Consider the following 21,832-nt stretch of genomic DNA (forward strand, 5'->3'; position numbering starts at 1 on the left):
TGTTACAGGCAGTGATACATGCAAATGCATCTAGTTTGGGATACACTGTTTACAGAGCCCGGGACCACGGGCAGGGAGAAAGGCACATCATGCAGATCGGCGTATTCAGCGTCAGCGACATCACCACTGACCCCACCACAGGCCGTACCCCCACGGAAAACGAACGCATCAAGGCTTCCGTGGCCATCGCCAAGAAAGTCGAAGAGATCGGCATGGATGTCTATGCCTTGGGCGAGCACCACAACCGCCCCTTCTTCTCTTCCTCCCCCACCACCACCCTCGCCTACATCGCGGCCCAAACCGAACGCATCACACTTTCGACGGCCACCACGCTGATCACCACGAACGATCCCGTCAAGATCGCCGAGGACTTCGCGATGCTCCAGCACCTCTCCGATGGCAGGGTTGACTTGGTGCTTGGTCGCGGCAACACGGCTCCCGTGTACCCCTGGTTCGGAAAGAACATCCAGGACGGCATCGAGCTCGCGATCGAAAACTACAGCCTGCTCCGTAAGCTGTGGGATGAGGATACGGTCAATTGGTCCGGCAAGTTCCGCACACCCCTGCAGAACTTCACGTCTACACCGCGCCCTCTGGACGGCGTTGCCCCCTTCGTCTGGCACGGATCCATCCGTACGCCGCAGATCGCTGAAGTAGCTGCCTACTACGGCGACGGTTTCTTCGCCAACAACATCTTCTGGCCCAAGGAGCACTACCAGCAGCTGATCGGCCTTTACCGCGAGCGCTACGAGCACTACGGGCACGGCACGGCAGACCAGGCAATCGTGGGCTTGGGTGGCCAGTTCTTCATGAGGAAGAATTCTCAGGACGCCGTCAAGGAGTTCCGCCCCTACTTCGACAACGCACCGGTGTACGGCCACGGACCTTCGCTGGAGGACTTCACCTCACAAACGCCCCTGACCGTGGGCAGCCCGCAGGAAGTCATCGAGAAGACGCTCACCTTCCGTGAGTTCTTCGGCGACTACCAGCGGCAGTTGTTCCTGATCGATCACGCAGGCCTGCCCCTGAAGACCGTCCTGGAGCAGCTGGACCTCTTCGGTGAGGAAGTCCTCCCCGTGCTGCGCAAGGAATACGCTGCCCTGAAGCCGGCCCACGTGCCGGACGCGCCGACCCACGCTTCCCGCGTTGCCGCGGCCATGGAAGCCAGCGTCAACGAGTCCGCTCCAGCTGGGGCCCCGGGTCAGGAGGCCTGATGTCCAGCCCCTCGGCGTCCTCCGCCGTTCGCCTCGCCGCCGAAACCTGGGAGTCCTTGTTCCGTTCCCAGGTGGCGGTGATGCGGAAGCTTCAGTCAGGTCCTGCGTTCAAGTCCCTGCCTGTCAAAGAGTATGACGTCCTTTTCACGCTCTCCCGTTGCCCTTCGGGCCAGCTGCGCTTGAACGAGATTAATGACAAAGTGCTGCTGAGCCAATCCAGCCTGAGCCGTTTGGTGGACCGCCTGGAGAAGCGCGGTTTGGTGGAGCGGACAACAGCCCCCGACGACGGTCGTGGAGTACTGCTGTCCCTGACCGAATCAGGCAGTGAGCTGCAGAAAACAATCGGTCGGGAACACGTGCGGGACATTGCCCAGCTCGTCGGACCCGCACTTACGGTCGAGGAGCAGCGGGAGCTGTTGCGGCTGACGGAGAAACTGCGGGCCTCGGTGGCAGGACACCAAGCCGCGCACGGGTAGGCTTGCCGGGTTTGAAGACGGGCGGGTACGGGAAGACGGCGGGCTGATCGCGGCCCGCCGTCTTCCGTCATCTCAGCGTAGGCTGACGAGCCGCCCGGGATCCTCCACCGGGAGGTCACCGTTGACCGACGCACTGACCTTGAGCGTCTTAAGTGACAGGCTGCCACCCACAGTGGACAGGAAGGCTGTGTCCGAAGAATCGCGACCAGCGGTAATGCGTAGCATGGACTCGCGGGGGGCCAGCCCGGTGGGATCGATGATGTGCCAGTCATCATCGATATAGGCCTCCGCCACGGCGTGGAAGTCCATGGGACTCAGACCGGGTGCGTACACCGCAGCGAGACGCGCGGGGACATCCTTGGACCTTAAGAGGGCAATGGCCAAATGGGCGAAGTCCCTGCAAACACCACGGCGGTGCAGGAGCGTCTCCACGGCACCGTCAGTGCCCCGCGAGGATCCACTGACGTAACGCAGCTCTCCATTGACCCAGTTGCGGACGGCGTGCAGCAGTCCCGCCCCACTGAGGCTGCCGAACTCGGCATAAGAGGTGGGGAGCAACCTGTCGGATTCGGCATACCGGCTTGGCCGCACATACCGGATGAGTTCCATCGGAGTGGGCGTCTCGCGGTGGGCGAAGCCATGGACGGTCGCTTGGTAGTCAACCGTTACCTCGCTCGGCTCCGTGAACTCCATGTACTGGAAACGCCCCCCGTGATGGTCGCTGAGCTCAGCGAAGGGAACCTCATTACCATCAATGGTGATGGAGAGTGTTTCAGCCACTGACGCATACCCCGGATTGTTGGCCACGGCGATGGCCATGGCCACCTTCGTGTTGGCTACAGTCTTGAAAACGAGCTTGGCAGCAACGTTGCGTTCCATTAATCTCCGGGGTGGGTTGCGGCGGGACAGCCCCGATGCCGCCATGGTGTGGATCAGCGAACCGCAGGACTACAGATTGACCTTCAGAGACAGTAGCATCCGCTGGACGTTGGCGAATTCAGAATCATGGGCGGCGTACTTCGCGGCCAGGTCCAAGGTGTCGAAGGTCTTTGCCGGAGCCACTTTTTCATCTGCGGCGAAGGCATGGATTGCCGTGACATCGCCGAAGGAGTAGTCGCCCTTGCCGGAAGGTCCCTGCACACGGTTCCTGAGTTCGCAGGCCTGGCCGTCCGCGCCGCCCACCATGTTGGTGATGCCATAGGATCCAAAGAATTTGTAGCCTTGGATCACGCGGAAAACGACGCGGGGATCGATGGTGTCCGGACCGTCGGAGTGCGGGACATCCAGTGGCACGCTGCTGATCACAACGTAAGGATGGCTTTGGCCAGCGGGGCAAGCGATAGGACCTGCAGGGGGTAGGCCAGTCTGGAGGGTCGCGATGTATCGGCCCCCGCCATCTTTGACTTCGACCCTCAGGGCACCTGGCAGTGAACCGGCTTCAGCCGTGACGGACTGTGCAATCCAATCCCCGGGGAGTTCGAAGCTGACCTTTTTGGCGGGATCCGTGTAGGTCTTCCAGGTCAGCGCCGTGGCTGCCGGGCTCGGGCCAGAGCTTGAGCCGGGTGCCACGGACGGCGGGCTGGAGACGGCGTCCCCGGCCGGCGTCGTACTCTTCAACCCAGAGCCCTCGGACGGGAGGCCTGACTCTGAACTATTGGTATGGGAGCCGGCAGTCGGGGAAACCTGCGGCCCCTTGTTCTCAGTGGAACAGGCCGCGGTTGCCGTGAGCAGGATGACACCCAATGCCAGTGCGCCGAGGCGCAGCTTCGCCGTCAGGCCGTTCAGGTGGATAGCGCCCTTCATGCGCACAGCTTATCGGCGGCGAAGGCCGAACACGGGATTTGACTGCGTACTAGGCTGAAGACATGGCTCCCGATCAGCACGACGCATTCGAGGACAACATGCCCACCATGTCCGCTGTTGATATTGCGGATTGGCGGTTGCGGACCTTCGCCCTCTATGACCAGGTGCGGCAGCTCGCGGCTACGGATCCGTTCGATGCACACAACTATTGGCGCCAGGAGCGGGACCGGATGTTTGCTACCCATCCGGCGTCGGCACTGACAGCAGAAATGAAAGCATCATTCTCCGGGTTACGCACGGCCGACTATGACCCCGCGTTCCGGATGTACGTTCCGTTGTCGCCCGAGGGCACGGGACAGGAAATGAATGTCCAAACAGGGACCGACGGCGTAGTTCCGTTCGTGAGGATCGGAACCTTTGAGTTGCCGGGACTGGGATCACTGGCCGTCTGGCGGCTGCGAAGCTACGGCGGCGGCATCTTCGTGCCGTTGCGCGACGCTACCGCCGGCAAAGAGGGTGGAAGCTACGGTGCCGGAAGGTACCTCCTGGACACCGTGAAGGGCGCCTACCATGGTGTTCGCCGCATAGATGAACGGCAGGAGTTCATCCTCGACCTCAACTTTGCGTATAACCCCTCTTGTGCCTACAACGAAGCCTGGGCGTGCCCGCTTGCCGGTCCGGCCAACAGGCTCTCAGCCGAGGTACCGGTCGGCGAGCTGTATTTGGGAGCCGGCTAGCTGTACTGCCCAGACAGGTTGGTTAAGCGGCTGATGGGCGGGTGGCCTCCGATTGCGGTGTGGGGCCTGTGGTGATTGTAGTGGTGCAGCCATGCCGGGAGGGCGTTTCTGCGGGCTGATTCGGTGGCGTAGAAGCGTTTGAAGGCCCATCCGTCGGCGAGGGTTCGGTGGAAGCGTTCGATCTTTCCGTTGGTCTGCGGGCGGTAGGGCCGGGTCTTCTTTGCCTTGATGTTCAGCTCCCGGCAGGTATCTCGCCAGAGGTGGGACTTGTAGGCCGAGCCGTTGTCTGACAGGACCCGCTCGACGGTGACGCCGCGGGCAGCGAACCAGGACACGGCACGCCTGAGCACTCCAACTGCGGTGGCCGCTGTTTCGTCGCCATGGATTTCGGCGTAGGCGATCCGGGAATGGTCGTCGATGACCGTGTGCACATAGGCAGTGCCTATGACCGGGTGGCTGCGGCTGCCGGACCTGACCGGTGTCGCTGCACGGTTCCGGTCGCCCTGATTTCGGCCTACGTAGCGCCATCCGCCGCCGTCGGGGATATTGCCGAGCTTCTTCACATCGACGTGGATCATCGCCCCGGGCCTGTCGTGCTCGTAGCGGCGGATGATCTCGCCGGTGCGTTTATCCACGTGATGGAGGCGGTTCAGCCGGCACCGGACCAGAACCGCGTGCACGGTCGAGGCCGGCATGGCCAGCTTCGCGCCGATCGCGACCGGCCCCAGCCGTTGCTTCCAGCGCAGATGCACGACTTTGCGCACCAGCTGCTGCGGCGTCCGGTTCGCCACCCTGTGCGGGCGGGAGGATCTGTCGGCCATGCCTGCCTCGCCCATCGCGGCATAGCGCTCAGCCCAGCGCTTCGCCGTCGGCCAGGAGCAATTGAACTGTTCGGCGGCCCGCGACACCGGCCAACCGTGTTCTACGACCAGACGCGCGACGCGTAAACGTTGGCGTGGCGTCAAAGCGGCATTAGCGTGGGACATGAGGACCTCCTGGTCGCCTCAGCGGTTGTCTAAGCAACTCCACTGTGCAACCGGAGGTCCTCACCTTTGGGTCAACGACTCCAGCGAGTCATCACATTCACCCAACCAACGTCCCTGGGCAGTACAGCTAGCGCGTCCTGAAGAGCCGGCACTGCGCAATTAGTGGAACTGCGCAATTAGTGGAACTGCGCAATTGGTGGAACTGCGCAATTGATGGAGCTCGCTGGGGTGGCGCAACGTCACGGAACGGTAAGCTCTGGAACACCCTCGGACCAGCTATGAAGCCTAGCCTTGAAGCATGAACGGAATCGGGCGCATGATCCGTGCTCACAGAGTCCTTGCCAGCATGGCGGGCGTGGCGGTCTTGATCGTGGTCATCGTTGGGGCCGCGCTGTTCCAGCCCTGGCGGCTTTTCACGAGCAGCCGCGTGAACGAGGCCCTGCCGGTGGCTGAGGCTCCTCCCGCTTCAACGCTGGCAGTCAGGACTGACCCGCTAGTGCTGGGCTCCGGCAATTTCCAGTCCCAGGAGCACCAGACCACTGGTGCTGCACAGCTTCTGGAACTGCCCGACGGCACGCGTGTGCTGAGGCTGGACAACCTGGCCAGCAGCGATGGTCCGGACGTCAAGGTCTGGCTCAGCAGCCTTGAAGCAGGAGGCGATTGGTACAAATACCGCTCGGGCCGATATGTGGACCTGGGCCCCATCAAAGCCACCCATGGGAACCAGAACTACGTCATCCCATCTGGAGTGGACCTCTCCGGGCTGTCATCGGTGGTGCTCTGGTGTGACCGTTTCAGCGTTGCGTTCGGATCGGCGCAGCTGGTCTGATGCCTTGCGGGGGCACTTGTGCGGGCTTAGATGGAGTCTTGGGGCGTAAAGCAGGCCCCACAACACATTGCAGGACGTAGGATGTCATCATGACTTCCCACCTTCCCCGACGCATCGCCCGCGTCCGCCCCCTTGATTCGCAGGATCTGCACGAGCAATTCTTCGTGGCCAATGACGCCACGGACTTCGATTCCGAGGCTGGGAAGCATTGGATGGTTATCGATTCCCCTTTCCAGGCATCAAGGACAAATGCCAGTAGCCCCGCGCGCGATGGCTGGGAGCCAGGTGTTCAAGTGAGCGAAAATGCTTTCAGATTCCTTGCCCCATCCGTGCCCGCCAACGTCCTTGGCATGGCCCACAACACCGGGCAGTCGGGCAGGGACCTTCCCCCGCAGGCTTTTCACAAGGCTGCGTCGAGCGTCATCGGCCCCGGCGAAGCCATCCAGCTGAGTTCAAAGGTGGGCTACGTGGACCCGGAAGCTGAGCTGACGGTCGTCGTCGGCCGTACCGCCCGGGGCTTGACGCTGGAAACGGCGGGGTCGGCAATCCTCGGCTACACCATCGGGAACGATGTCTCTGCACGCGACCTCCAGAAGACCGACGAACTCTGGATCAGCGCCAAGAGCCAGGACACCTTTACGCCTGCGGGTCCGTGGATTGTCACCGATCTGGACACCGCAGATCTTTCCATCGGGATCGTCCACAACGGCGCCGGGCTCAAAACCGCCAGCTCCGCCGACCTCGGCTGGAAAGTGGACGAAATCATGGTCTACCTGACCTCGTTCATGACCCTCCACCCCGGCGACCTGGTATTGACTGGCTTCCCCGCCGAGTGCGCGCGTATTCAGCCCGGTGACACCGTGGTGTGCCGAGTGGAAGGAATAGGCGAGCTCCACAACCCCGTCACCACTGCTTCCTGGGAGGACGTGCCCGCATAGTGTGTCAGGCTTAACCTCATGGAGACAGCCGCAGACGCCACCGAACTGCGCCCGCCTCCCCCCGCCAAGCCTGCCCGCAAGAGGCATGCGGGCCTCCTCAAGTATCCCGTGGTGCGGCAACTGATCCGCTTCACCGGCGTCGGTATTCTCTGCACGGCGAGTTCGCTTGCCCTCTACGCGCTGCTGCGCCCCTGGATTGATCCCCAGCTCGCCAACGCGGTGGCCTTGATCGTCACCTCGCTCATGAACACAGCGCTGAACCGCAGGCTGACCTTCAAGATCAGGGGCCGCAGGAAACGCGGCCAGGACCACGTGCATGGCTTGATCGTCATTGTTATTGCCCTGGTCATCACCGGCGGGAGCCTGGGCATCCTGCACCTTGTGAGCCCCGAGGCCACTGTCAGCGAAGAACTCTGGACCACCACACTCTCGGGCTTCGTCGCTACAGGCGTCCGGTTCACCCTGCTGAGGCACTGGATATTCCGCCGCGCCCGGCACGTCTAGAAACCCCAAGTGACTGGCAGTAGTGGTTGCCCTGGGCTCTCAAAACAACCACTAATGCGAGCTAGTTGGGGTTGGGGGACGCCAGGTTCCGGACACGCCCGACGGCGGTTTCCACGGATGCGGCGGCTTGCTCAAGTTCGGCCTCGGTGACCGTTGAGGCGAAGCTGAAGCGGACGGCTGTCTGGGCTATCTCCGGGGCAATGCCCAACGCCAGCAGCACCGGCGATGGTGCGTCCGATCCCGCCGCGCAGGCGGAGCCACTGGAGCAGACCACGCCAAGGCGCTCCAGCTCAAGCAGGACCGATTCACCGCTGGTTCCAGGGAAGCAGAACGACGCGATCGACGGCAGCCGCTGCCTCCGATGCCCTGTCAGCAAGGCGCCCGGAACGGTTTGAAGAATGTGCGAGACGAACCGCTCTCGCAGCTCCGAAACCCGGGCCGCCAACTCCGGCTCCTCGCGCAGGCTCAGCGTCAGTGCCGTGGACAATGCCACGGCCCCGGCTACATTCTCTGTTCCGGATCTCTTTCCCCGCTCCTGGCCTCCCCCATGAACCAAGGGCTCCAGGCGCATGCGGCCCTTCGTGAACAGGACACCGGATCCCTTGGGCGCGCCCAGCTTGTGGCCGGAAAGGCTCAGCGCATCCACGCCCAAGGCTTTGACGTCCACGCTCAACCAGCCTGCCGCTTGAACGGCATCAGTGTGGAAGGGGATGCCAAACGCATGGGCTGCGGCAGCAAGATCGGCCACGGGCTGAACCGTCCCGATCTCATTGTTCGCATACATGATGCTCACCAAGGCTGTCTCCGGCCCAAGAACGGCCCGGAGCGCATCCACTGTGACCAGCCCGTTCGGGTCCACTGGCACGACGTCCACAGTGAAGCCATGCACGCGTTCGAGGTAGCGGGCGGATTCTTCCACCGCAGGATGCTCGATGGCACTTATCACCACCCGTTTAAGCGTGGGATCGGCTGCCTGCCGGGCGAGTGCGATTCCCTTGACGGCAAGGTTGTCAGCCTCCGTTCCACCCGAGGTGAAGGTCACCTCGCCCGCGCGGCAATTGAGGACCATCGCGACGGCGGACCTCGCCTCGGCGAGCGCAGTGGCTGCCGCTTCGCCCAGGCTGTGATGGCTGGATGGGTTGCCAAACTCGCCGCTGAGGTACGGCCACATGGCTTCGAGTACTTCACGCCGGACTGGCGTGGTGGCTGCTGCGTCCAGGAAGATCATGGAGAGTCAGACTGTCTTGAGTTCGACGTCCAGGCCGAGGTCCAGCGCGGCGACACTGTGCGTCAGCCCGCCAATCGAGATGACGTCCACGCCCGTTGCGGCGATCTCTGCCACGGTGTTGAGGTTGACGTTGCCGCTGGCTTCCACGTTGGCTCGTCCATCTACCTGCTTGACGCCTGCCCTGAGTTCATCGATGGAAAAGTTGTCCAGCATGATGGTGTCCACCCCCGCGGCGAGCACTGGTTCGATCTGCTCTGCACGGTCCACCTCGACTTCAAAGTGCGTGGTGTGTCCGAGCTGGGCCTTGGCGGCTACGAGCAGTTCGGTCAGTTTGGCAGAGTCTCCGCCTGTCATGACGGCCAGGTGGTTGTCCTTGGCCAGCACGGCGTCCGAGAGGCTGTACCGGTGGTTCGCTCCCCCGCCGCAGCGGACGGCATAACGTTCCAGGACACGCAGCCCGGGCGTGGTTTTGCGGGTATCCGTGATCCTGGCACGGGTCCCTTCAACCAGCCTGACGAATTCTGCGGTCTTGGTGGCAATGGCACTCATCCGCTGCACGAGGTTGAGCCCGACGCGTTCGGCCAACAACACCGAGCGTGCGCTGCCGGTGACGCGGGCGAGGTGTGTGCCGGCGTCGAACGTTTCACCGTCGGCCAGCAGCAGCTGGACGTCCGTGTCCGGGTCAACGAGTTTCATGGCGTCGCGGAATACCGTTCCACCGCTGAAAACACCCGGGACGCGGGCATTCAGGACTGCCGTGGCACGCGCGTCGACGGGGATCAGCAGCTGCGAGGTGATATCACCGCTGGGCGCATCCTCCGCGAAGGCCCGCTCCAGGATGTCCCGTACAGGCGCTGCGGGGAGGGTCAGGTTGGTTATGGAGGTCAGGTCAGTCATTGACGAGGCTCGCTTTCCGGCTCATGGTGTAACGCTTGTCAAAATCGTCGACGACGTCTGGCTCCTTCACGCCGTCACTGCGGTAGTGCGCCCCAAGCGACTCACGCCGCTCCCGTGCAGCATGAACGAGCAACTGCGCAGCCAACAGCAAGTTGGAATCCTCATGCTCCCGAGGATCCAAAGAGTCAGGAACCTCCAAGGGAACAACTTCACTCTCCCAAGAACCAAGAGCTTCTGCGGCCTCGGACAACAACTGACCGGTACGCAACACGCCAGCCTTAGCGGTCATGAGCCGACGAAGAGCCCAGCGCGAGAAGGCAACAGCTGGCGTCGCGTCGTTAAGCGAACCATCGAGCTCATCGAGCGGCGCCGGAGGTCCCGACAGCGCCGTTGTCGCGTGAGCGCCCGAGCCGGCCGCCGAGCCTGCGAGGCGATCGCCGGCGCGAGGCGCGAGCGCAGGCGCCAAGGGACCTGCGGCGCCGCGGTCCCCGGTACCTCCCAGGAACGCACGTACAGCCCGCCGCCCAAACACCAGCCCCTCGAGCAACGAGTTACTGGCCAGCCGATTAGCGCCTTGGACTCCGGTGCAAGCAACCTCGCCCGCGGCGAGCAAGCCCGGCACAGATGTGCGGCCGTAAAGGTCGGTCACCACGCCGCCCATCCAGTAGTGCGCCGCTGGAGCGACCGGAACGGGCTCACGGCTCCAGTCGAAGCCGGCTTGGCGGGTGCGTTTGCTGATAGTGGGGAAGCGCTTCTCGAGGAAGCCTTTCCCGCGCTCTTCCTCGATGACGGTTGCGTCGAGGAAGACGTGGCCGTTGGGGTCTCCGAGCGCTGCAAGGTGCAGGGCTATGCTGCGCGAGACGACGTCTCTGGGGGCGAGCTCGGCGTCCGGGTGGTAGTCAGGCATGAAGCGTTGACCGTTGGCGTCTACCAGAACGGCGCCTTCGCCGCGGACGGCTTCGGAGATGAGCAGGGGGTCAGTGTTGCCTTCTGCTTCCAGGGCATCCCCAGTGCGGACCATGCACGTAGGGTGGAACTGGAAAAATTCGAGGTCTGTGACTTCGGCTCCAGCCCGCCAGGCGAGGGCGAGTCCGTCTGCGGTGGCAACGGACGGATTTGTGGTTTGGGCAAACAACTGTCCAGCCCCTCCGGTGGCAAGGAGGACCGCGTCAGCGCGGATATCCTGCCAACGCCCGTGCTGCAGGAAGGTGACGCCCACTACGCGGCCGCTGTCCAGCGACAGTGATGTGACTTGGCCATGCCCGATCACCTGGATTCTTCCAGCGGCGTGGAAGTCCAGCACAGTCTTGATCAGTGCAGCTGCTACCCGGGCACCTGTGGCGTCGCCCCCAGCGTGGAGGATGCGGGGCGCAGAGTGGGCGGCTTCCAGCCCCAAGGAGGGATCGCCGTCGTCGTCATGGTCGAAACGGACGCCGAAGCGCCCAAGCCCGGCAATGTCCATCCGGGCCTCGGTGCACAGCACCCGCACTGCTTCCTCATCGCAGTGGCCGGCGCCGGCATTGAGGGTGTCAGCGATATGGGCAGCAACGGTGTCACCCGGAGCGGGTTCGTCCAGGACGGCTGAGATGCCGCCTTGGGCGAAGTATGTGTTGCTGTCTGCGAGCGCGCCCTTGGTGAGCAGCACCACCTCGGCTCCGGCTTCGGCTGCCAGCAGGGCTGAGTACAGTCCTGCGATGCCGCTTCCGACGACGATCAGCCGCTTGGGCTTGGGTGCTTCAGCAAGGCTTCCTGAAGTCATGTGAGGCTCGTTTCGGATAGTCCGGAAGACCGGTGTGGGTAGCGGGTTAGGCGGGCTTGGCCGCCAGCATGCGCTCCAGCGCAATCTTGGCGTTTTCCTGCACAGCGTCGTCCACGGTGATGCGGTTGACGATGCGCCCTTCGACCAGTTCCTCCAGCACCCAGGCGAGGTAGCCGGGGTGGATGCGGTACATGGTGGAGCAGGGGCAGATGACCGGGTCCAGGCAGAAGATGGTGTGCTGCGGGTTTTCAGCGGCGAGACGGTTCACCATGTTGATCTCGGTGCCGATGGCGAACGTGGTGGGTTCGGTTGCGGCCGCGATGGCCTTCTTGATGAAGTCGGTGGAACCGGCGGAATCCGCGGCATCCACAACTTCCATGGGGCACTCGGGGTGCACGATCACGTTGACGCCCGGGAAATCGAGGCGGGCCTTCTCGATCTGGCCTACGTTGAAGCGCTTGTGGACCGAGCAGAAGCCGTGCCAGAGGATTACCCGGGAGTCCAGCAGCGTCTGTTCATCGTTGCCGCCCAGTTCCTTGCGCGGGTTCCACATGGGCATCTGCTCCAGGGGGACGCCAAGGGCCTTGGCGGTGTTGCGGCCCAGGTGCTGGTCGGGGAAGAACAGGACCCGTTGCCCGCGCTCGAAGGCCCATTCCAGGACAACTTTGGCGTTGGAGGAGGTGCAGACAATTCCGCCGTTGCGGCCGCAGAAGGCCTTCAGTGCGGCGGAGGAGTTCATGTAGGTGACGGGGATGACGGGATTGCGCCCCTCGGCGTCGGTGTCGGTGCCGAAGATTTCCTCGAGCTGCTCCCAGCATTCCTCCACGGAGTCTTCGTCAGCCATGTCCGCCATGGAGCAGCCTGCCGCGAGGTTGGGCAGGATGACAGCCTGCTCAGGCGTGGACAGGATGTCGGCGGTCTCTGCCATGAAGTGGACACCGCAGAAAATGATGGCTTCGGCATCCGGCTTGGTCAGTGCAGCGTTGGCCAGCTGGAAGGAGTCGCCCACGAAGTCGGCGTATTGGATCACTTCGTCCCGCTGGTAGAAGTGGCCCAGGATGACGGCGCGCTCCCCGAGCGTTGCCTTGGCAGCGCGGATCCGGGCATCCAGTTCGTCATCCGTTGCCCGCTTGTACTCGTCCGGGAGCTGTCCCTGGCGCGGTGTTTCCTTGGGAGCGACGTCGCTGCTGGAGGCTCCTGGCCCGTACGCGGGCGCACCGGCAAGTGCCTCGGCGAGGTCATACTCCCAGGGGCCTTTGGCCAGGGCCGGGCTGCAGGTGGATCCTGCTGCGGAAAGCCCCTTTTCGGCTTCCTCCCGCGTGATCAGCTGGACGGCAGTGTTGACGCTGCTCATGGTGTACTCCTGTTATCTGGCCCGAGGCCGGGCGTGCCGGTGAAGCGGTAGAGGCGTGGCGGACGGTGTTTTCCGCCCTGCAGGTATTCACCGGTTTCTTCAATTTCCGGTGTGGCTTTGATGTGCCGGCGAAAGTTCGCCGGGTCCAGTTGACGGTCCAGGACGGCCTCGTAGACTTCGCGAACCTGCGCGAGAGTGAAGAACTCTCCCAGCAGGTGGTAGGCGATGGAACCGTAGGCCATCTTGTTCCGGAGCCGCCAGAGTGCGTAGTCCACGATCGCGTTGTGGTCGAAGGCGAGTTCGCCAAGCCGGTCCGCCCGGAACCAACGCACATTTTCCGATTCGTCCGCGAGGGCGGCTTCGGTCGGCTGGACGAGGGCCCAGTAGACGATCGATACGACCCTCTGGCTGGGCGAGCGGTGCAGCCCGCCGAATGCGTAGAGCTGCTCAAGATATTGCGGCGCCAGGCCCGTTGTCTCCCGGAGGTTGCGCGATGCCGCGTCCTGGAGAGACTCGTCGTGTGCCAGGGGTCCACCGGGAAGGGCCCACATGTCCTTGTAGGGCTCGCGGATCCTGCGGACCAGCGGAAGCCACAGTGTGGGACGACCGGATTTTTCGCTGGGACGGAGGGCGAAGATCACCGTTGAAATAGCCAACGACGGCGGCGCCAAGCGGCGTTCAGCAACGTTCGCTGAGATCGGATTCACGGCGTTCACCTCGCTTCGTCGCCGCCTGGAGATCTTCCTCCACACACTGGAATCTGAGTTAAAGTCACTCTGACTAGAACTAATGGTACGACTCTGCGGCCTCCAGGCAAAATGCTTTGCGTCACACTGACTTGGCCGCGGCTTCCATCAGCGGCAGGGTCCGGCCCTGGATGTGGCTGTTGAGCACAATGACGGAGGAACAACGGACCACGGACTTCGTGGCGATCATGGCGTCCAACACGCGCTGCATGTCCGGGTTGGAACGGGCCGCGATACGCACCATGAGGTCCGAATTGCCGGTGACCGTATGGACTTCGATGATCTCCGGAATCGCACTCAGGCTTTGGATGATGGCGTCATGGCCAATTTCCTGAGTGATGGTAACGGAGCAGAACGCCACCACGGGAAAACCGAAGTTGGCGGGATCCGGCTGCGGAACCCAGGAGCCGATCACTCCGTTTTCAATCATTCGGTCAATCCGGGACTGCACCGTAGCCCTGGCAACCCTCAGCACACGGGAGGCCTCCAACACCGATGACCTCGGTGAATCCGTGAAGAAACGTACAATTTTTGCATCAAGCGCATCGACCAGCATCAAAGTTCCTGTCCCCGGGGATTCTTACCCATCACATCGCCACGGCAAAAAGTGATGTATCTTACAAACTGCGAGAATTATTCCACGGCTCTTGCTGCGTCGTCGACGCCCAGCTTGCCCAGCCCAAGAGGCAGCCAGCTAAACCGAGTATGAAATCCATAGAAGGTAGACACGTATGACAACGAAGTCCATCGCGGCTCCCGTCCCGACAACCGGCCTTGGCCATTCGCTCAAGCCACGCCAGCTCACCATGATGGGGCTGGGAAGCGCCATCGGAGCAGGACTCTTCCTGGGCTCCGGCGCAGGAATCCAGGCCGCCGGCCCGGCAGTCCTGATCTCCTACCTCGTAGCGGGAACCCTGATCATCCTGGTCATGTGGGCCCTGGGAGAGATGGCCGCCGCAAATCCCAACAGCGGAGCATTCTCGGTCTACGCCGAAAAAGCCATGGGCAAGACCGCTGGCGGCACCATTGGCTGGCTCTGGTGGCTTCAGCTGGTGGTGGTCATCGCCGCCGAAGCACTTGGCGCGGCGGGCCTGCTGTTCACCGTGTGGCCGGTGATTCCGGTTTGGGTTCTCGCCCTGGTGTTCATGGTGGCGTTCACAGGCATCAACCTCGTGGGCGTCCGCAATTTTGGCGAGTTCGAATTCTGGTTCGCCATCCTCAAGGTTGCCGCTATCGTCATCTTCCTCCTCATCGGCGCGGCACTGCTGTTCGGCTGGCTGCCCAACGTAGCCTCGCCGGGTTTGTCCACCTTCGGGGATTTTGCACCCAATGGCATCGGGGGAATCGCGTCCGCGCTGTTCGTCGTGATCTTCGCCTTCGGCGGGACGGAGATCGTCAGCGTCGCTGCTGCTGAAACCGAAAACCCCGCGCACAGCGTTGGCAAGGCGATCCGCACGGTGGTATGGCGCATCCTGGTCTTCTACATCGGCTCTGTTTTTGTCATCGCGGCGGCTCTTCCCGTTGGCTCCGAAGGACTGAAGTCCCCGTTCGCAGGCGTCCTGGACCTGGCCGGAATCCCGGGAGCCGGCGCCGCCATTACCTTGGTGGCCGTAGTTGCCTTGCTTTCGGCCCTGAATGCCAACCTTTACGGCGCCTCGAGAATGATCTTCTCCTTGTCAGAGCGCGGCGAGGCTCCCGGCTTCCTGTCCAAGCTGAACGGCTCCAAGGTGCCAGTGGCCGCCGTCGGAATTTCCGTTGCTTTCGGTTTCATCGCCACCGTGCTGGAACTGCTCTTCCCAGAGCACGTACTGCCAGCCCTCCTGAACCTGGTGGGTTCCACGTGCTTGATGGTGTGGGGCACCGCTTTGGTCTCCCAGTTCATCCTGCGCCGCCGGGCCGACCGCGAAGGCACCGAACTGCCACTGCGCATGAAGGGCTTCCCTGCCCTCACCATCCTGGGAATTGTCCTGCTGTGCATCATCCTCGCGGTTGGCCTTGCCAACCCCGAGAGTGCCGGCCAGTTGATCGGCACGTTCATCCTGATCCTGGTTATCGCCGCTGGCTGCTTCCTCAATGCCAAGGCGAAGGCCGGAAAGCAGTCGATGCACGCCAAGTAGCCGCCTGCTCATTGAAACTAAGAGGTCCTGTGCAATTTGTTTTGCACAGGACCTCTTTGCTTGTCCAAATTGTACAAAGTGTTTCGTTGAAACATAGCTGATTGCGCACACCCCTGACTGGTGACTAGGGTCACAGCCATGACTACGAAACCCGTGTTTGCCGCCGTCGATGACGCGGCTCCGCTCACGCACGAACAACTGCGCGAGCTTTACTCCTTGATGGCCTCAGTCCGCCATTTGGACTCCGCGGCCGTCGCCTGGCAACGTCAGGGCATCATTCCCGGGTATGCGCCCGAGCTCGGCCAGGAAGCCGCACAGGTGGGCAGCGGCTACGCCGTGGACCGGAGCCGCGACTTCGTTTTCCCGACCTATCGCGAGATGGGCGTGGCCCGGGCTATGGGCCTGGACATGGTGGGCTACATGTCCACGCACAAGGCGACCTGGCATGGAGGCATGTACAACCCCCTGGAGTCCCGGTTTGCTCCCATCCAAGCGGTGGTTGCGGGCTCCGTGCTCCACGCCGTCGGCTGGGCCCACGGCCAGACACTCTCCCGCTTGCCGGAGGGTGAAACCGGCGTCGCCATGACGTACTTCGGCGACGGAGCATCATCCCAGGGCGACGTCCACGAGGCCATGAACTTCGCCGCGGTCATGAAGGCGCCGGTGGTCTTCTTCATCCAGAACAACGGCTGGGCCATTTCCGTCCCCACGGAACGCCAGGTTGCCGGCGGCTCGGTCGCGGCGCGCGCGGCCGGATACGGCATCCCTTCCGTGCAGGTGGACGGCAACGACGTCGTCGCAGTTTACGAGGCCACACGAGCGGCTTTCGCCCATTGCCGTGCAGGTCACGGACCGGTTGTCATTGAAGCGATGACGTACCGCCGCGGCCCGCACTCCACCGCCGACGACCCCGGCCGATACCGCAGCCTGGATGAGGAACGGCTCAGCGCTGGCGAGGATCCCGTTGAGCGGTTTCGGCAGCGGCTCCTCGCCGACGGCGTAGCGGATGAAGCGTTTTTCGCCGAGGCACAACGGAGAGCCGAGAAGGAAGAGGAAGTCGTTCGTTCCGGCATCGAGGCCCTTGGCCCACGGCCGGGGGCCGAAATGTTCAGCCTGGTCTTCCAGGAACCAACGCCCGCCCTTCAATCCCAAGCCGCTGCGTGGCGCAAGGAGTCCGAACATGCCTGAGACGATCACAAAAACGCCGGGGACAGCGACTGACACGGCCGCCCCCGTTCTGCACATGTCCATGCAGCAGGCCCTCAACCGCGCACTGGACGAAATCCTGGCCGATGACCCCAAGACGGTCATCTTCGGCGAAGACTGCGGCCGCCTCGGCGGCGTCTTCCGCATCACCGATGGCCTCCAGGCAAAGCACGGCGAGGACCGCGTCTTCGACACTCCACTAGCCGAGTCCGGCATCCTGGGCATGTCGGTGGGCCTGGCCATGGCCGGCTTCCACCCCATTCCGGAAGTCCAGTTCGACGGCTTCGCCTACCCCGCGATCAACCAGATCATCTGCCAGATCGCGCGTATGAACTATCGCAGCCGCGGTACGCTTCCGATGCCCATCACGCTGCGCGTCCCCAGCTTCGGCGGCATCCGTGCCCCTGAACATCATGGCGAAAGCCTGGAAGCGCTGTTTGCGCACGTCCCGGGACTGAAGGTGGTCTCTCCGTCAAACCCGCACGACGCCTACCACCTGCTCAAGTACGCGGCGACACGTCCGGACCCGGTGATCTTCATGGAACCCAAGTCCCGCTACTGGCAGAAAGGGCCGGTGGACGTCACCACCGCGACTCCCGGTCCAGCAACGCCCGACGGCGGCATGGACGACGGAGGCAGCCTCACCGGCGCCCGCGTGGCTCGGGAAGGCCGCCACCTGACCCTCGTCGCATGGGGTGCCATGGTGGCCCGCTGCCTCCAGGTAGCAGAACTTGCAGCGGAAGATGGCATCGACGTCGAGGTCTTGGACCTGCGCTGGCTGAAACCGATCGACGCCGAAGCCCTGGCGAGGTCCGTCGGGAAGACGCGACGCGCCGTCGTCGTACATGAAGCGCCCCTGACCTCGGGCCTTGGCGCCGAAGTCGCGCAACTGATCACGCAGCGCTGCTTTGACACGCTGAAGGCTCCGGTAGAGCGCGTGACAGGCTTCGACGTGCCGTACCCCTCCGGCGACTTGGAGGACGAATACATTCCGAACATCGACCGCATCCTCTTTGGGATCCAACGCGTATTGGAGTACCGCCGTGGCTGAAATTTCCTTCCCGCTCCCCGATCTGGGTGAAGGCCTCATCGAGGCAATCGTGCTTGACTGGCTCGTCTCACCGGGACAACAGGTGGAACGCAACCAACCCCTCGTCGAGCTCGAAACGAGCAAGTCGGCGCTGGAATTGCCAAGCCCCCAGGCGGGTAAAGTGGTGCGTATTCACGGGGCGCCCGGTGACACCATCAACGTCGGCGAACCGCTGATCGTGTTCGAGGTACCGGATGACACCGCCGGGATCGTGGGCACTGTTCCCAAGGACGAAGCACCCAAGCGCCGGGTCCGCCTGAGCGCCGTACTCGATGAGGACTGACATGATGACCGGCAGGCACACCGTGGAACAGCACAGGCACACAGTTGAGGGCACCGACCCCGAATTGTTCGTTGAAGTGCATGAACCCACCACCGATGCCGGACTACGACCCGTCCTGTTGATCCACGGTTTCTCCTCATCCAGCAAGCTCAACTGGGCGGACAGCGGATGGATCACCACGCTCCAGGAAGCCGGCCGCCGGGTCATCACGGTGGACCTTCCCGGTCACGGCCAAAGCCACTCCCCCGAGGACCTGGATTCCTACACGCCTAGCCGGATTCGCGCCGACCTCCTGCAGATTGTGACCGACGCCGGCGCACGGCCCCTGCGCGACGGCGACCCTTCCACGGGACTGGACATCGTGGGTTACTCCTTGGGATCCCGGCTGGCTTGGGAGTTCGCCGCGACACAGCCGGACCTGGTTCACCGGATCGTCCTGGGCGGACCGAGTTCAGCGGATCCCTTGGCAGCCTTCGACCTCGCCGCCGCTCAGCGGCACCTGGCCGATGGCACACCCATTGCGGACCAGTCCACAGCGGGGCTGCTGAAGATGGCGCAGTTGCTGCCGAGCAATGACCTGTTCGCCATGCTTTCACTTATCGAGGCCATCAAGGGTGAGCCCTTCGATCCTGCCGAAGCTGCACCGCACGTGCCCGTCCTTTTGGTTGCGGGCGAAAAAGACGATCGCGCGGCCACCATGCCGGAGCTTGCGTCCATTGCCGGCAAGCGGGGTGCCATGGTGGAGACCTTGGTGGTCCCGGGACGCACGCATACCAACGTGATCACCAGCCGGGCTTTCAAGGACGCCGCCATCGAGTTCCTGGGCGTGTAGCCGCTGTGCCGGCTGACACTACTGCGCTTGCTGACACTCTTGTGCTCAGCTGGCGCTAACGGCTCAGTCTCTCCGCATTAAGGCTCATTCGTTCAAGGACGCTCAACGCCATAGCGTATTCATCGATTCCGATGCCCATGGAAAGGTCTTTGCGGGCGGCTTCCACATAGCGGAGGGCCTCGTGGTACTTCTCCCGGCCAAGCTCGCTAAGCGCCAGACGGTCATCAATCATAATGATCATTCCCCGGCCAACCAAGGAGGCAAGCTCCCGCTCCCTCAAACGGATGTCATCGCCCCAGAACGGGCGCATGATCTCATCCAGCTCATCAGGGCGGACCGTTCCCTCCGCCAAGGTGCCCAGGGTCTGCCACTGCCGCCGGCTCAGCCTGACCCTGGCCAGCGTGGCATCGAGCTGGAGTTCCAGCGCGGCGTCGAGCCTTTTGATCCAGTATCCAATGGGCTTGTTCACAAGGCCATGCTTCCAGCGGATGCCTCACCCGGCAAGCTTTGAAAGGTACGCTGGAAGAAGCCAAATTACGTGGAAGTGGGGCAGATGGGCATGCGTTTCAAGGACCGGGCGGAAGCCGGCCGGCGCCTGGCCGAAGGACTCCCCCAGTTCAGGGAACGGCAAGACACCATCGTCCTTGGCCTTGCCCGTGGAGGCGTGCCCCTGGCCGTGGCTGCGGCCAACGCGCTGTATCTGCCCTTCGGTACCATTTTGGTCCGCAAACTGGGGATACCTGGACGCGAGGAGACTGCCTATGGCGCACTTGCGTGGTGCCAGGGCGACGTCGTCCGCATCGTTAACAAGCCGCTCAAGGAACACGTCCTCGCCCATGGCATCAGCCAAGCCGCATTGGATGCCGTTGAGGCACATGAGCGCGCCGAACTACTTCGCCGGGCAAGGCAATATCCGGGAATCGAGCACGATCTTCGAGGTATGACCGTCATTTTGGTGGACGATGGCCTAGCTACCGGGGCCACCATGCGTGCGGCCGTGGAGGCCGTGCGGGCGGCAGGTGCCGGCACAATCGTCGCAGCCGTTCCCGTGGCCTCGCTGGAAGCCTCAACATCGTTGGCGCGGGTCTGCGACTTCGTGATGGCGCTGCACACTCCGGGTAAATTCCACGCTGTTGGAGCCTTTTATGAGCGCTTCGAGCAGTTGACGGACGCCGACGTCGTGGAGCAGCTCGAAGGCGCGAAGACTCCCGGGGCGAAATAGCATTTTAACGCCCCGGGCGGGCCCGGCCTCACGACCGCGCCCGCCCGGACTGGAACTGATCCCGGCCTAGTGGTGAACGCTGAAACCGAGGGGACGGCCCTTGGTTTCCTTGGCAAGAATCACGCCCACGGCAGAAATGATGCACAGGCCCATGATGTATAGGCCCACTGAGCCGGACCATTTGGTGGTGTCCAACAACGCCTGGGCTATCAAAGGTGCAAAGGCACCCCCGAGGATAGCGCCCAAGGCGTAGCCGATGGAGATTCCCGAATAGCGGACGTGCGCAGGGAACATCTCCGCGTACATGGCGGACATCGGACCATAGGACAAACCAAGCCCAATAGTGAGGACGAACAGGGCCGTTCCATAGAGCAGGATGTCCTTGGAATCGATCAAGGCAAACATGGGGATCATCCACGCGAAGACCAAGCCGTAACCGAGCAGGAACGTCTTTACGCGACCAATCTTGTCCGAGAGCCAGCCTCCCACCATGGTGAAAATGAGCCATCCAAAGGAAGCAACCGTGGTTGCGAGGAGGACCGGCGGCGCAGGCATTTTCAGCGCCTTGGTGGCATAGGAGATAAAGAAGGCGATCAGCAGGTAGCCGGCGGCGTTGTTGGCGATGAAGATCAGGGCTGCGAGGACGACTTCCTTCTTGTTCTTCCGGAAGAGCTCGCTCAGGGGCGCCTTGCTTTCCGCTTTGCGCTGGGCGATTTCCTTAAAGACCGGGCTTTCCCCAACAGCGCGGCGGATGAGGTAACCCACCACGATCAGAACCACCGAGAGCAGGAACGGCACGCGCCAACCCCAGGCGGCAAAGTCATCCTTCGACATGCCCGACTGCAGGAAAAACAGAAGGCCGGTTGCCAGGATCATGCCGATTGGCACACCAATCTGCGGGTAAGCACCGAAGAGTCCGCGCTTGGTAATCGGAGCGTGTTCCACAGCCATCAGGGCAGCGCCACCCCACTCGCCACCTGCCGAGAAGCCCTGGACCACTCGCAGGGTGATCAGCAGGATGGGAGCCCACAGCCCGATTGTCCCGTAGGTAGGCAGCACACCGATCAGCGCCGTGGCAGCGCCCATCATTACCAGTGTCATGACCAAAACGGCCTTGCGCCCCAGCCTGTCGCCAAGGTGCCCGGCAACAAAGGCCCCCAGCGGCCGGAACAGGAAACTGATGCCGATGGTGGCGAAGGACAGGATTTGCGCCACTCCGGGATTCGATTTTTCGAGCGGAGTCAGGAACAACGGCGACAACAGTGTTGCCGTGAGCTGGGCAAAGATAAAGAAGTCGTACCACTCGATGGTGGTGCCAACCAGGGTCCCCGCCAGGACCCGGCGCTCTTCGCGCCTACTGCTTGGGCCCGACGGAGAGTCGACAGTGGAAGTTGCGGTCATTGGAACTCCAGGGGTGAGAGTGACTGGTCGGCGCGTGGCTTGCATTAACCGACAGAACGGTCAGTTAGGAAAGAGTACTACATACCGTGACCCAGGGCACAGCATTTTCACAGCCGTAAAGGTGACCGTGAGGCTCGAGAACAACTCTGTTCTATAGTTGAATCACCAATTCGTATATGGAACGATAACTTGGTGAGGCGAGCAACACAA

General features: G+C 62.8%; 23 protein-coding genes. 12 read left to right on the forward strand and 11 right to left on the reverse strand.

What is annotated here, in order from left to right; genetic code table 11:
• Positions 1-89: 89 nt before the first annotated feature.
• Both ACZ5G6_RS15255 and ACZ5G6_RS15260 read left to right on the forward strand, forming a co-directional pair.
• Positions 90-1,214, forward strand: a complete 1,125-nt coding sequence (locus ACZ5G6_RS15255) for an LLM class flavin-dependent oxidoreductase (protein WP_223933355.1) — start codon at positions 90-92, stop codon at positions 1,212-1,214.
• Complete coding sequence (locus ACZ5G6_RS15260) at positions 1,214-1,690, forward strand: MarR family winged helix-turn-helix transcriptional regulator (protein ID WP_498686335.1); 477 nt, start codon at positions 1,214-1,216, stop codon at positions 1,688-1,690. Before ACZ5G6_RS15255 ends, ACZ5G6_RS15260 begins: the two co-directional genes overlap by 1 nt.
• A gap of 72 nt (positions 1,691-1,762) precedes the next feature.
• Here the strand turns inward: ACZ5G6_RS15260 and ACZ5G6_RS15265 are convergent, their stop codons facing one another.
• Both ACZ5G6_RS15265 and ACZ5G6_RS15270 read right to left on the reverse strand, forming a co-directional pair.
• Complete coding sequence (locus tag ACZ5G6_RS15265) at positions 1,763-2,569, reverse strand: transglutaminase-like domain-containing protein (protein ID WP_498686337.1); 807 nt, start codon at positions 2,567-2,569, stop codon at positions 1,763-1,765.
• A 69-nt stretch (positions 2,570-2,638) separates the two neighbouring features.
• Positions 2,639-3,493 (reverse strand): hypothetical protein, encoded by an 855-nt coding sequence (locus ACZ5G6_RS15270; protein ID WP_498686339.1) that lies wholly within the window; start codon positions 3,491-3,493, stop codon positions 2,639-2,641.
• Positions 3,494-3,555: 62 nt separating this feature from the next.
• Here ACZ5G6_RS15270 and ACZ5G6_RS15275 point away from each other — a divergent pair, with 62 nt between their 5' ends.
• A complete protein-coding gene (locus ACZ5G6_RS15275; RefSeq protein ID WP_223933362.1) occupies positions 3,556-4,230 on the forward strand; it encodes a DUF1684 domain-containing protein in 675 nt (224 codons plus the stop codon).
• Here ACZ5G6_RS15275 and ACZ5G6_RS15280 read toward each other — a convergent pair.
• Positions 4,227-5,216, reverse strand: a complete 990-nt coding sequence (locus ACZ5G6_RS15280; protein ID WP_498686341.1) for an IS481 family transposase — start codon at positions 5,214-5,216, stop codon at positions 4,227-4,229. The two genes, ACZ5G6_RS15275 and ACZ5G6_RS15280, sit on opposite strands and share 4 nt — an antisense overlap.
• 298 nt (positions 5,217-5,514) lie before the next feature.
• On the opposite strand from ACZ5G6_RS15280, the gene ACZ5G6_RS15285 reads away from it, so the two are divergent.
• From ACZ5G6_RS15285 to ACZ5G6_RS15295, 3 genes are all read left to right on the forward strand, one after another.
• Positions 5,515-6,045: a DM13 domain-containing protein gene (locus ACZ5G6_RS15285; RefSeq protein WP_498686342.1), complete on the forward strand. Its 531-nt coding sequence runs from the start codon at positions 5,515-5,517 to the stop codon at positions 6,043-6,045.
• Positions 6,046-6,134: 89 nt separating this feature from the next.
• Positions 6,135-6,983: a fumarylacetoacetate hydrolase family protein gene (locus tag ACZ5G6_RS15290; RefSeq protein ID WP_498686343.1), complete on the forward strand. Its 849-nt coding sequence runs from the start codon at positions 6,135-6,137 to the stop codon at positions 6,981-6,983.
• A gap of 18 nt (positions 6,984-7,001) precedes the next feature.
• Positions 7,002-7,487, forward strand: coding sequence for a GtrA family protein (locus ACZ5G6_RS15295; RefSeq protein ID WP_498686346.1), 486 nt, complete (start codon positions 7,002-7,004; stop codon positions 7,485-7,487).
• Between the two features lie 61 nt (positions 7,488-7,548).
• On the opposite strand, the gene ACZ5G6_RS15300 is transcribed toward ACZ5G6_RS15295, so the two are convergent.
• The 6 genes from ACZ5G6_RS15300 to ACZ5G6_RS15325 all read right to left on the reverse strand — a co-directional run bounded on the left by ACZ5G6_RS15300 (position 7,549) and on the right by ACZ5G6_RS15325 (position 14,027).
• Complete coding sequence (locus tag ACZ5G6_RS15300) at positions 7,549-8,715, reverse strand: cysteine desulfurase family protein (RefSeq protein ID WP_498686348.1); 1,167 nt, start codon at positions 8,713-8,715, stop codon at positions 7,549-7,551.
• 6 nt (positions 8,716-8,721) lie between these two features.
• On the reverse strand, positions 8,722-9,594 hold the full coding sequence (nadC, locus tag ACZ5G6_RS15305) for a carboxylating nicotinate-nucleotide diphosphorylase (protein ID WP_498691902.1): 873 nt from the start codon (positions 9,592-9,594) through the stop codon (positions 8,722-8,724).
• Between the two features lie 10 nt (positions 9,595-9,604).
• Complete coding sequence (gene nadB / locus ACZ5G6_RS15310) at positions 9,605-11,371, reverse strand: L-aspartate oxidase (RefSeq protein ID WP_498686350.1); 1,767 nt, start codon at positions 11,369-11,371, stop codon at positions 9,605-9,607.
• 46 nt (positions 11,372-11,417) lie between these two features.
• A complete protein-coding gene (gene nadA / locus ACZ5G6_RS15315; RefSeq protein WP_498686352.1) occupies positions 11,418-12,725 on the reverse strand; it encodes a quinolinate synthase NadA in 1,308 nt (435 codons plus the stop codon).
• A complete protein-coding gene (locus ACZ5G6_RS15320; protein WP_223933379.1) occupies positions 12,722-13,441 on the reverse strand; it encodes an NUDIX hydrolase in 720 nt (239 codons plus the stop codon). The genes nadA and ACZ5G6_RS15320 overlap by 4 nt, the downstream gene beginning before the upstream one ends.
• 112 nt (positions 13,442-13,553) lie before the next feature.
• Positions 13,554-14,027 carry an Lrp/AsnC family transcriptional regulator gene (locus ACZ5G6_RS15325; protein WP_216923913.1) on the reverse strand — a complete coding sequence of 158 codons (474 nt, stop codon included), beginning with the start codon at positions 14,025-14,027 and terminating at the stop codon, positions 13,554-13,556.
• A gap of 175 nt (positions 14,028-14,202) precedes the next feature.
• Between ACZ5G6_RS15325 and ACZ5G6_RS15330 the strand changes: the two genes are divergently transcribed.
• From ACZ5G6_RS15330 to ACZ5G6_RS15350, 5 genes are all read left to right on the forward strand, one after another.
• Positions 14,203-15,588 (forward strand): amino acid permease, encoded by a 1,386-nt coding sequence (locus ACZ5G6_RS15330; RefSeq protein WP_498686355.1) that lies wholly within the window; start codon positions 14,203-14,205, stop codon positions 15,586-15,588.
• A 138-nt stretch (positions 15,589-15,726) separates the two neighbouring features.
• Positions 15,727-16,776, forward strand: a complete 1,050-nt coding sequence (locus tag ACZ5G6_RS15335) for a thiamine pyrophosphate-dependent enzyme (RefSeq protein ID WP_498686357.1) — start codon at positions 15,727-15,729, stop codon at positions 16,774-16,776.
• Positions 16,769-17,845 carry an alpha-ketoacid dehydrogenase subunit beta gene (locus tag ACZ5G6_RS15340; protein ID WP_498686359.1) on the forward strand — a complete coding sequence of 359 codons (1,077 nt, stop codon included), beginning with the start codon at positions 16,769-16,771 and terminating at the stop codon, positions 17,843-17,845. Before ACZ5G6_RS15335 ends, ACZ5G6_RS15340 begins: the two co-directional genes overlap by 8 nt.
• A complete protein-coding gene (locus ACZ5G6_RS15345; protein WP_223933387.1) occupies positions 17,838-18,167 on the forward strand; it encodes a biotin/lipoyl-containing protein in 330 nt (109 codons plus the stop codon). Before ACZ5G6_RS15340 ends, ACZ5G6_RS15345 begins: the two co-directional genes overlap by 8 nt.
• 1 nt (position 18,168) lies before the next feature.
• Complete coding sequence (locus ACZ5G6_RS15350; protein ID WP_223933389.1) at positions 18,169-18,999, forward strand: alpha/beta fold hydrolase; 831 nt, start codon at positions 18,169-18,171, stop codon at positions 18,997-18,999.
• 55 nt (positions 19,000-19,054) lie between these two features.
• On the opposite strand, the gene ACZ5G6_RS15355 is transcribed toward ACZ5G6_RS15350, so the two are convergent.
• Positions 19,055-19,468, reverse strand: coding sequence for a winged helix DNA-binding protein (locus ACZ5G6_RS15355; RefSeq protein WP_223933391.1), 414 nt, complete (start codon positions 19,466-19,468; stop codon positions 19,055-19,057).
• Positions 19,469-19,537: 69 nt separating this feature from the next.
• Between ACZ5G6_RS15355 and ACZ5G6_RS15360 the strand changes: the two genes are divergently transcribed.
• On the forward strand, positions 19,538-20,221 hold the full coding sequence (locus tag ACZ5G6_RS15360; protein WP_498686362.1) for a phosphoribosyltransferase: 684 nt from the start codon (positions 19,538-19,540) through the stop codon (positions 20,219-20,221).
• A 66-nt stretch (positions 20,222-20,287) separates the two neighbouring features.
• Here ACZ5G6_RS15360 and ACZ5G6_RS15365 read toward each other — a convergent pair whose 3' ends face one another.
• Positions 20,288-21,622: an MFS transporter gene (locus ACZ5G6_RS15365; RefSeq protein WP_223933394.1), complete on the reverse strand. Its 1,335-nt coding sequence runs from the start codon at positions 21,620-21,622 to the stop codon at positions 20,288-20,290.
• Positions 21,623-21,832: the final 210 nt, after the last annotated feature.

The sequence above is a fragment of the Arthrobacter sp. TmtSoilC51 genome (assembly GCF_055388015.1).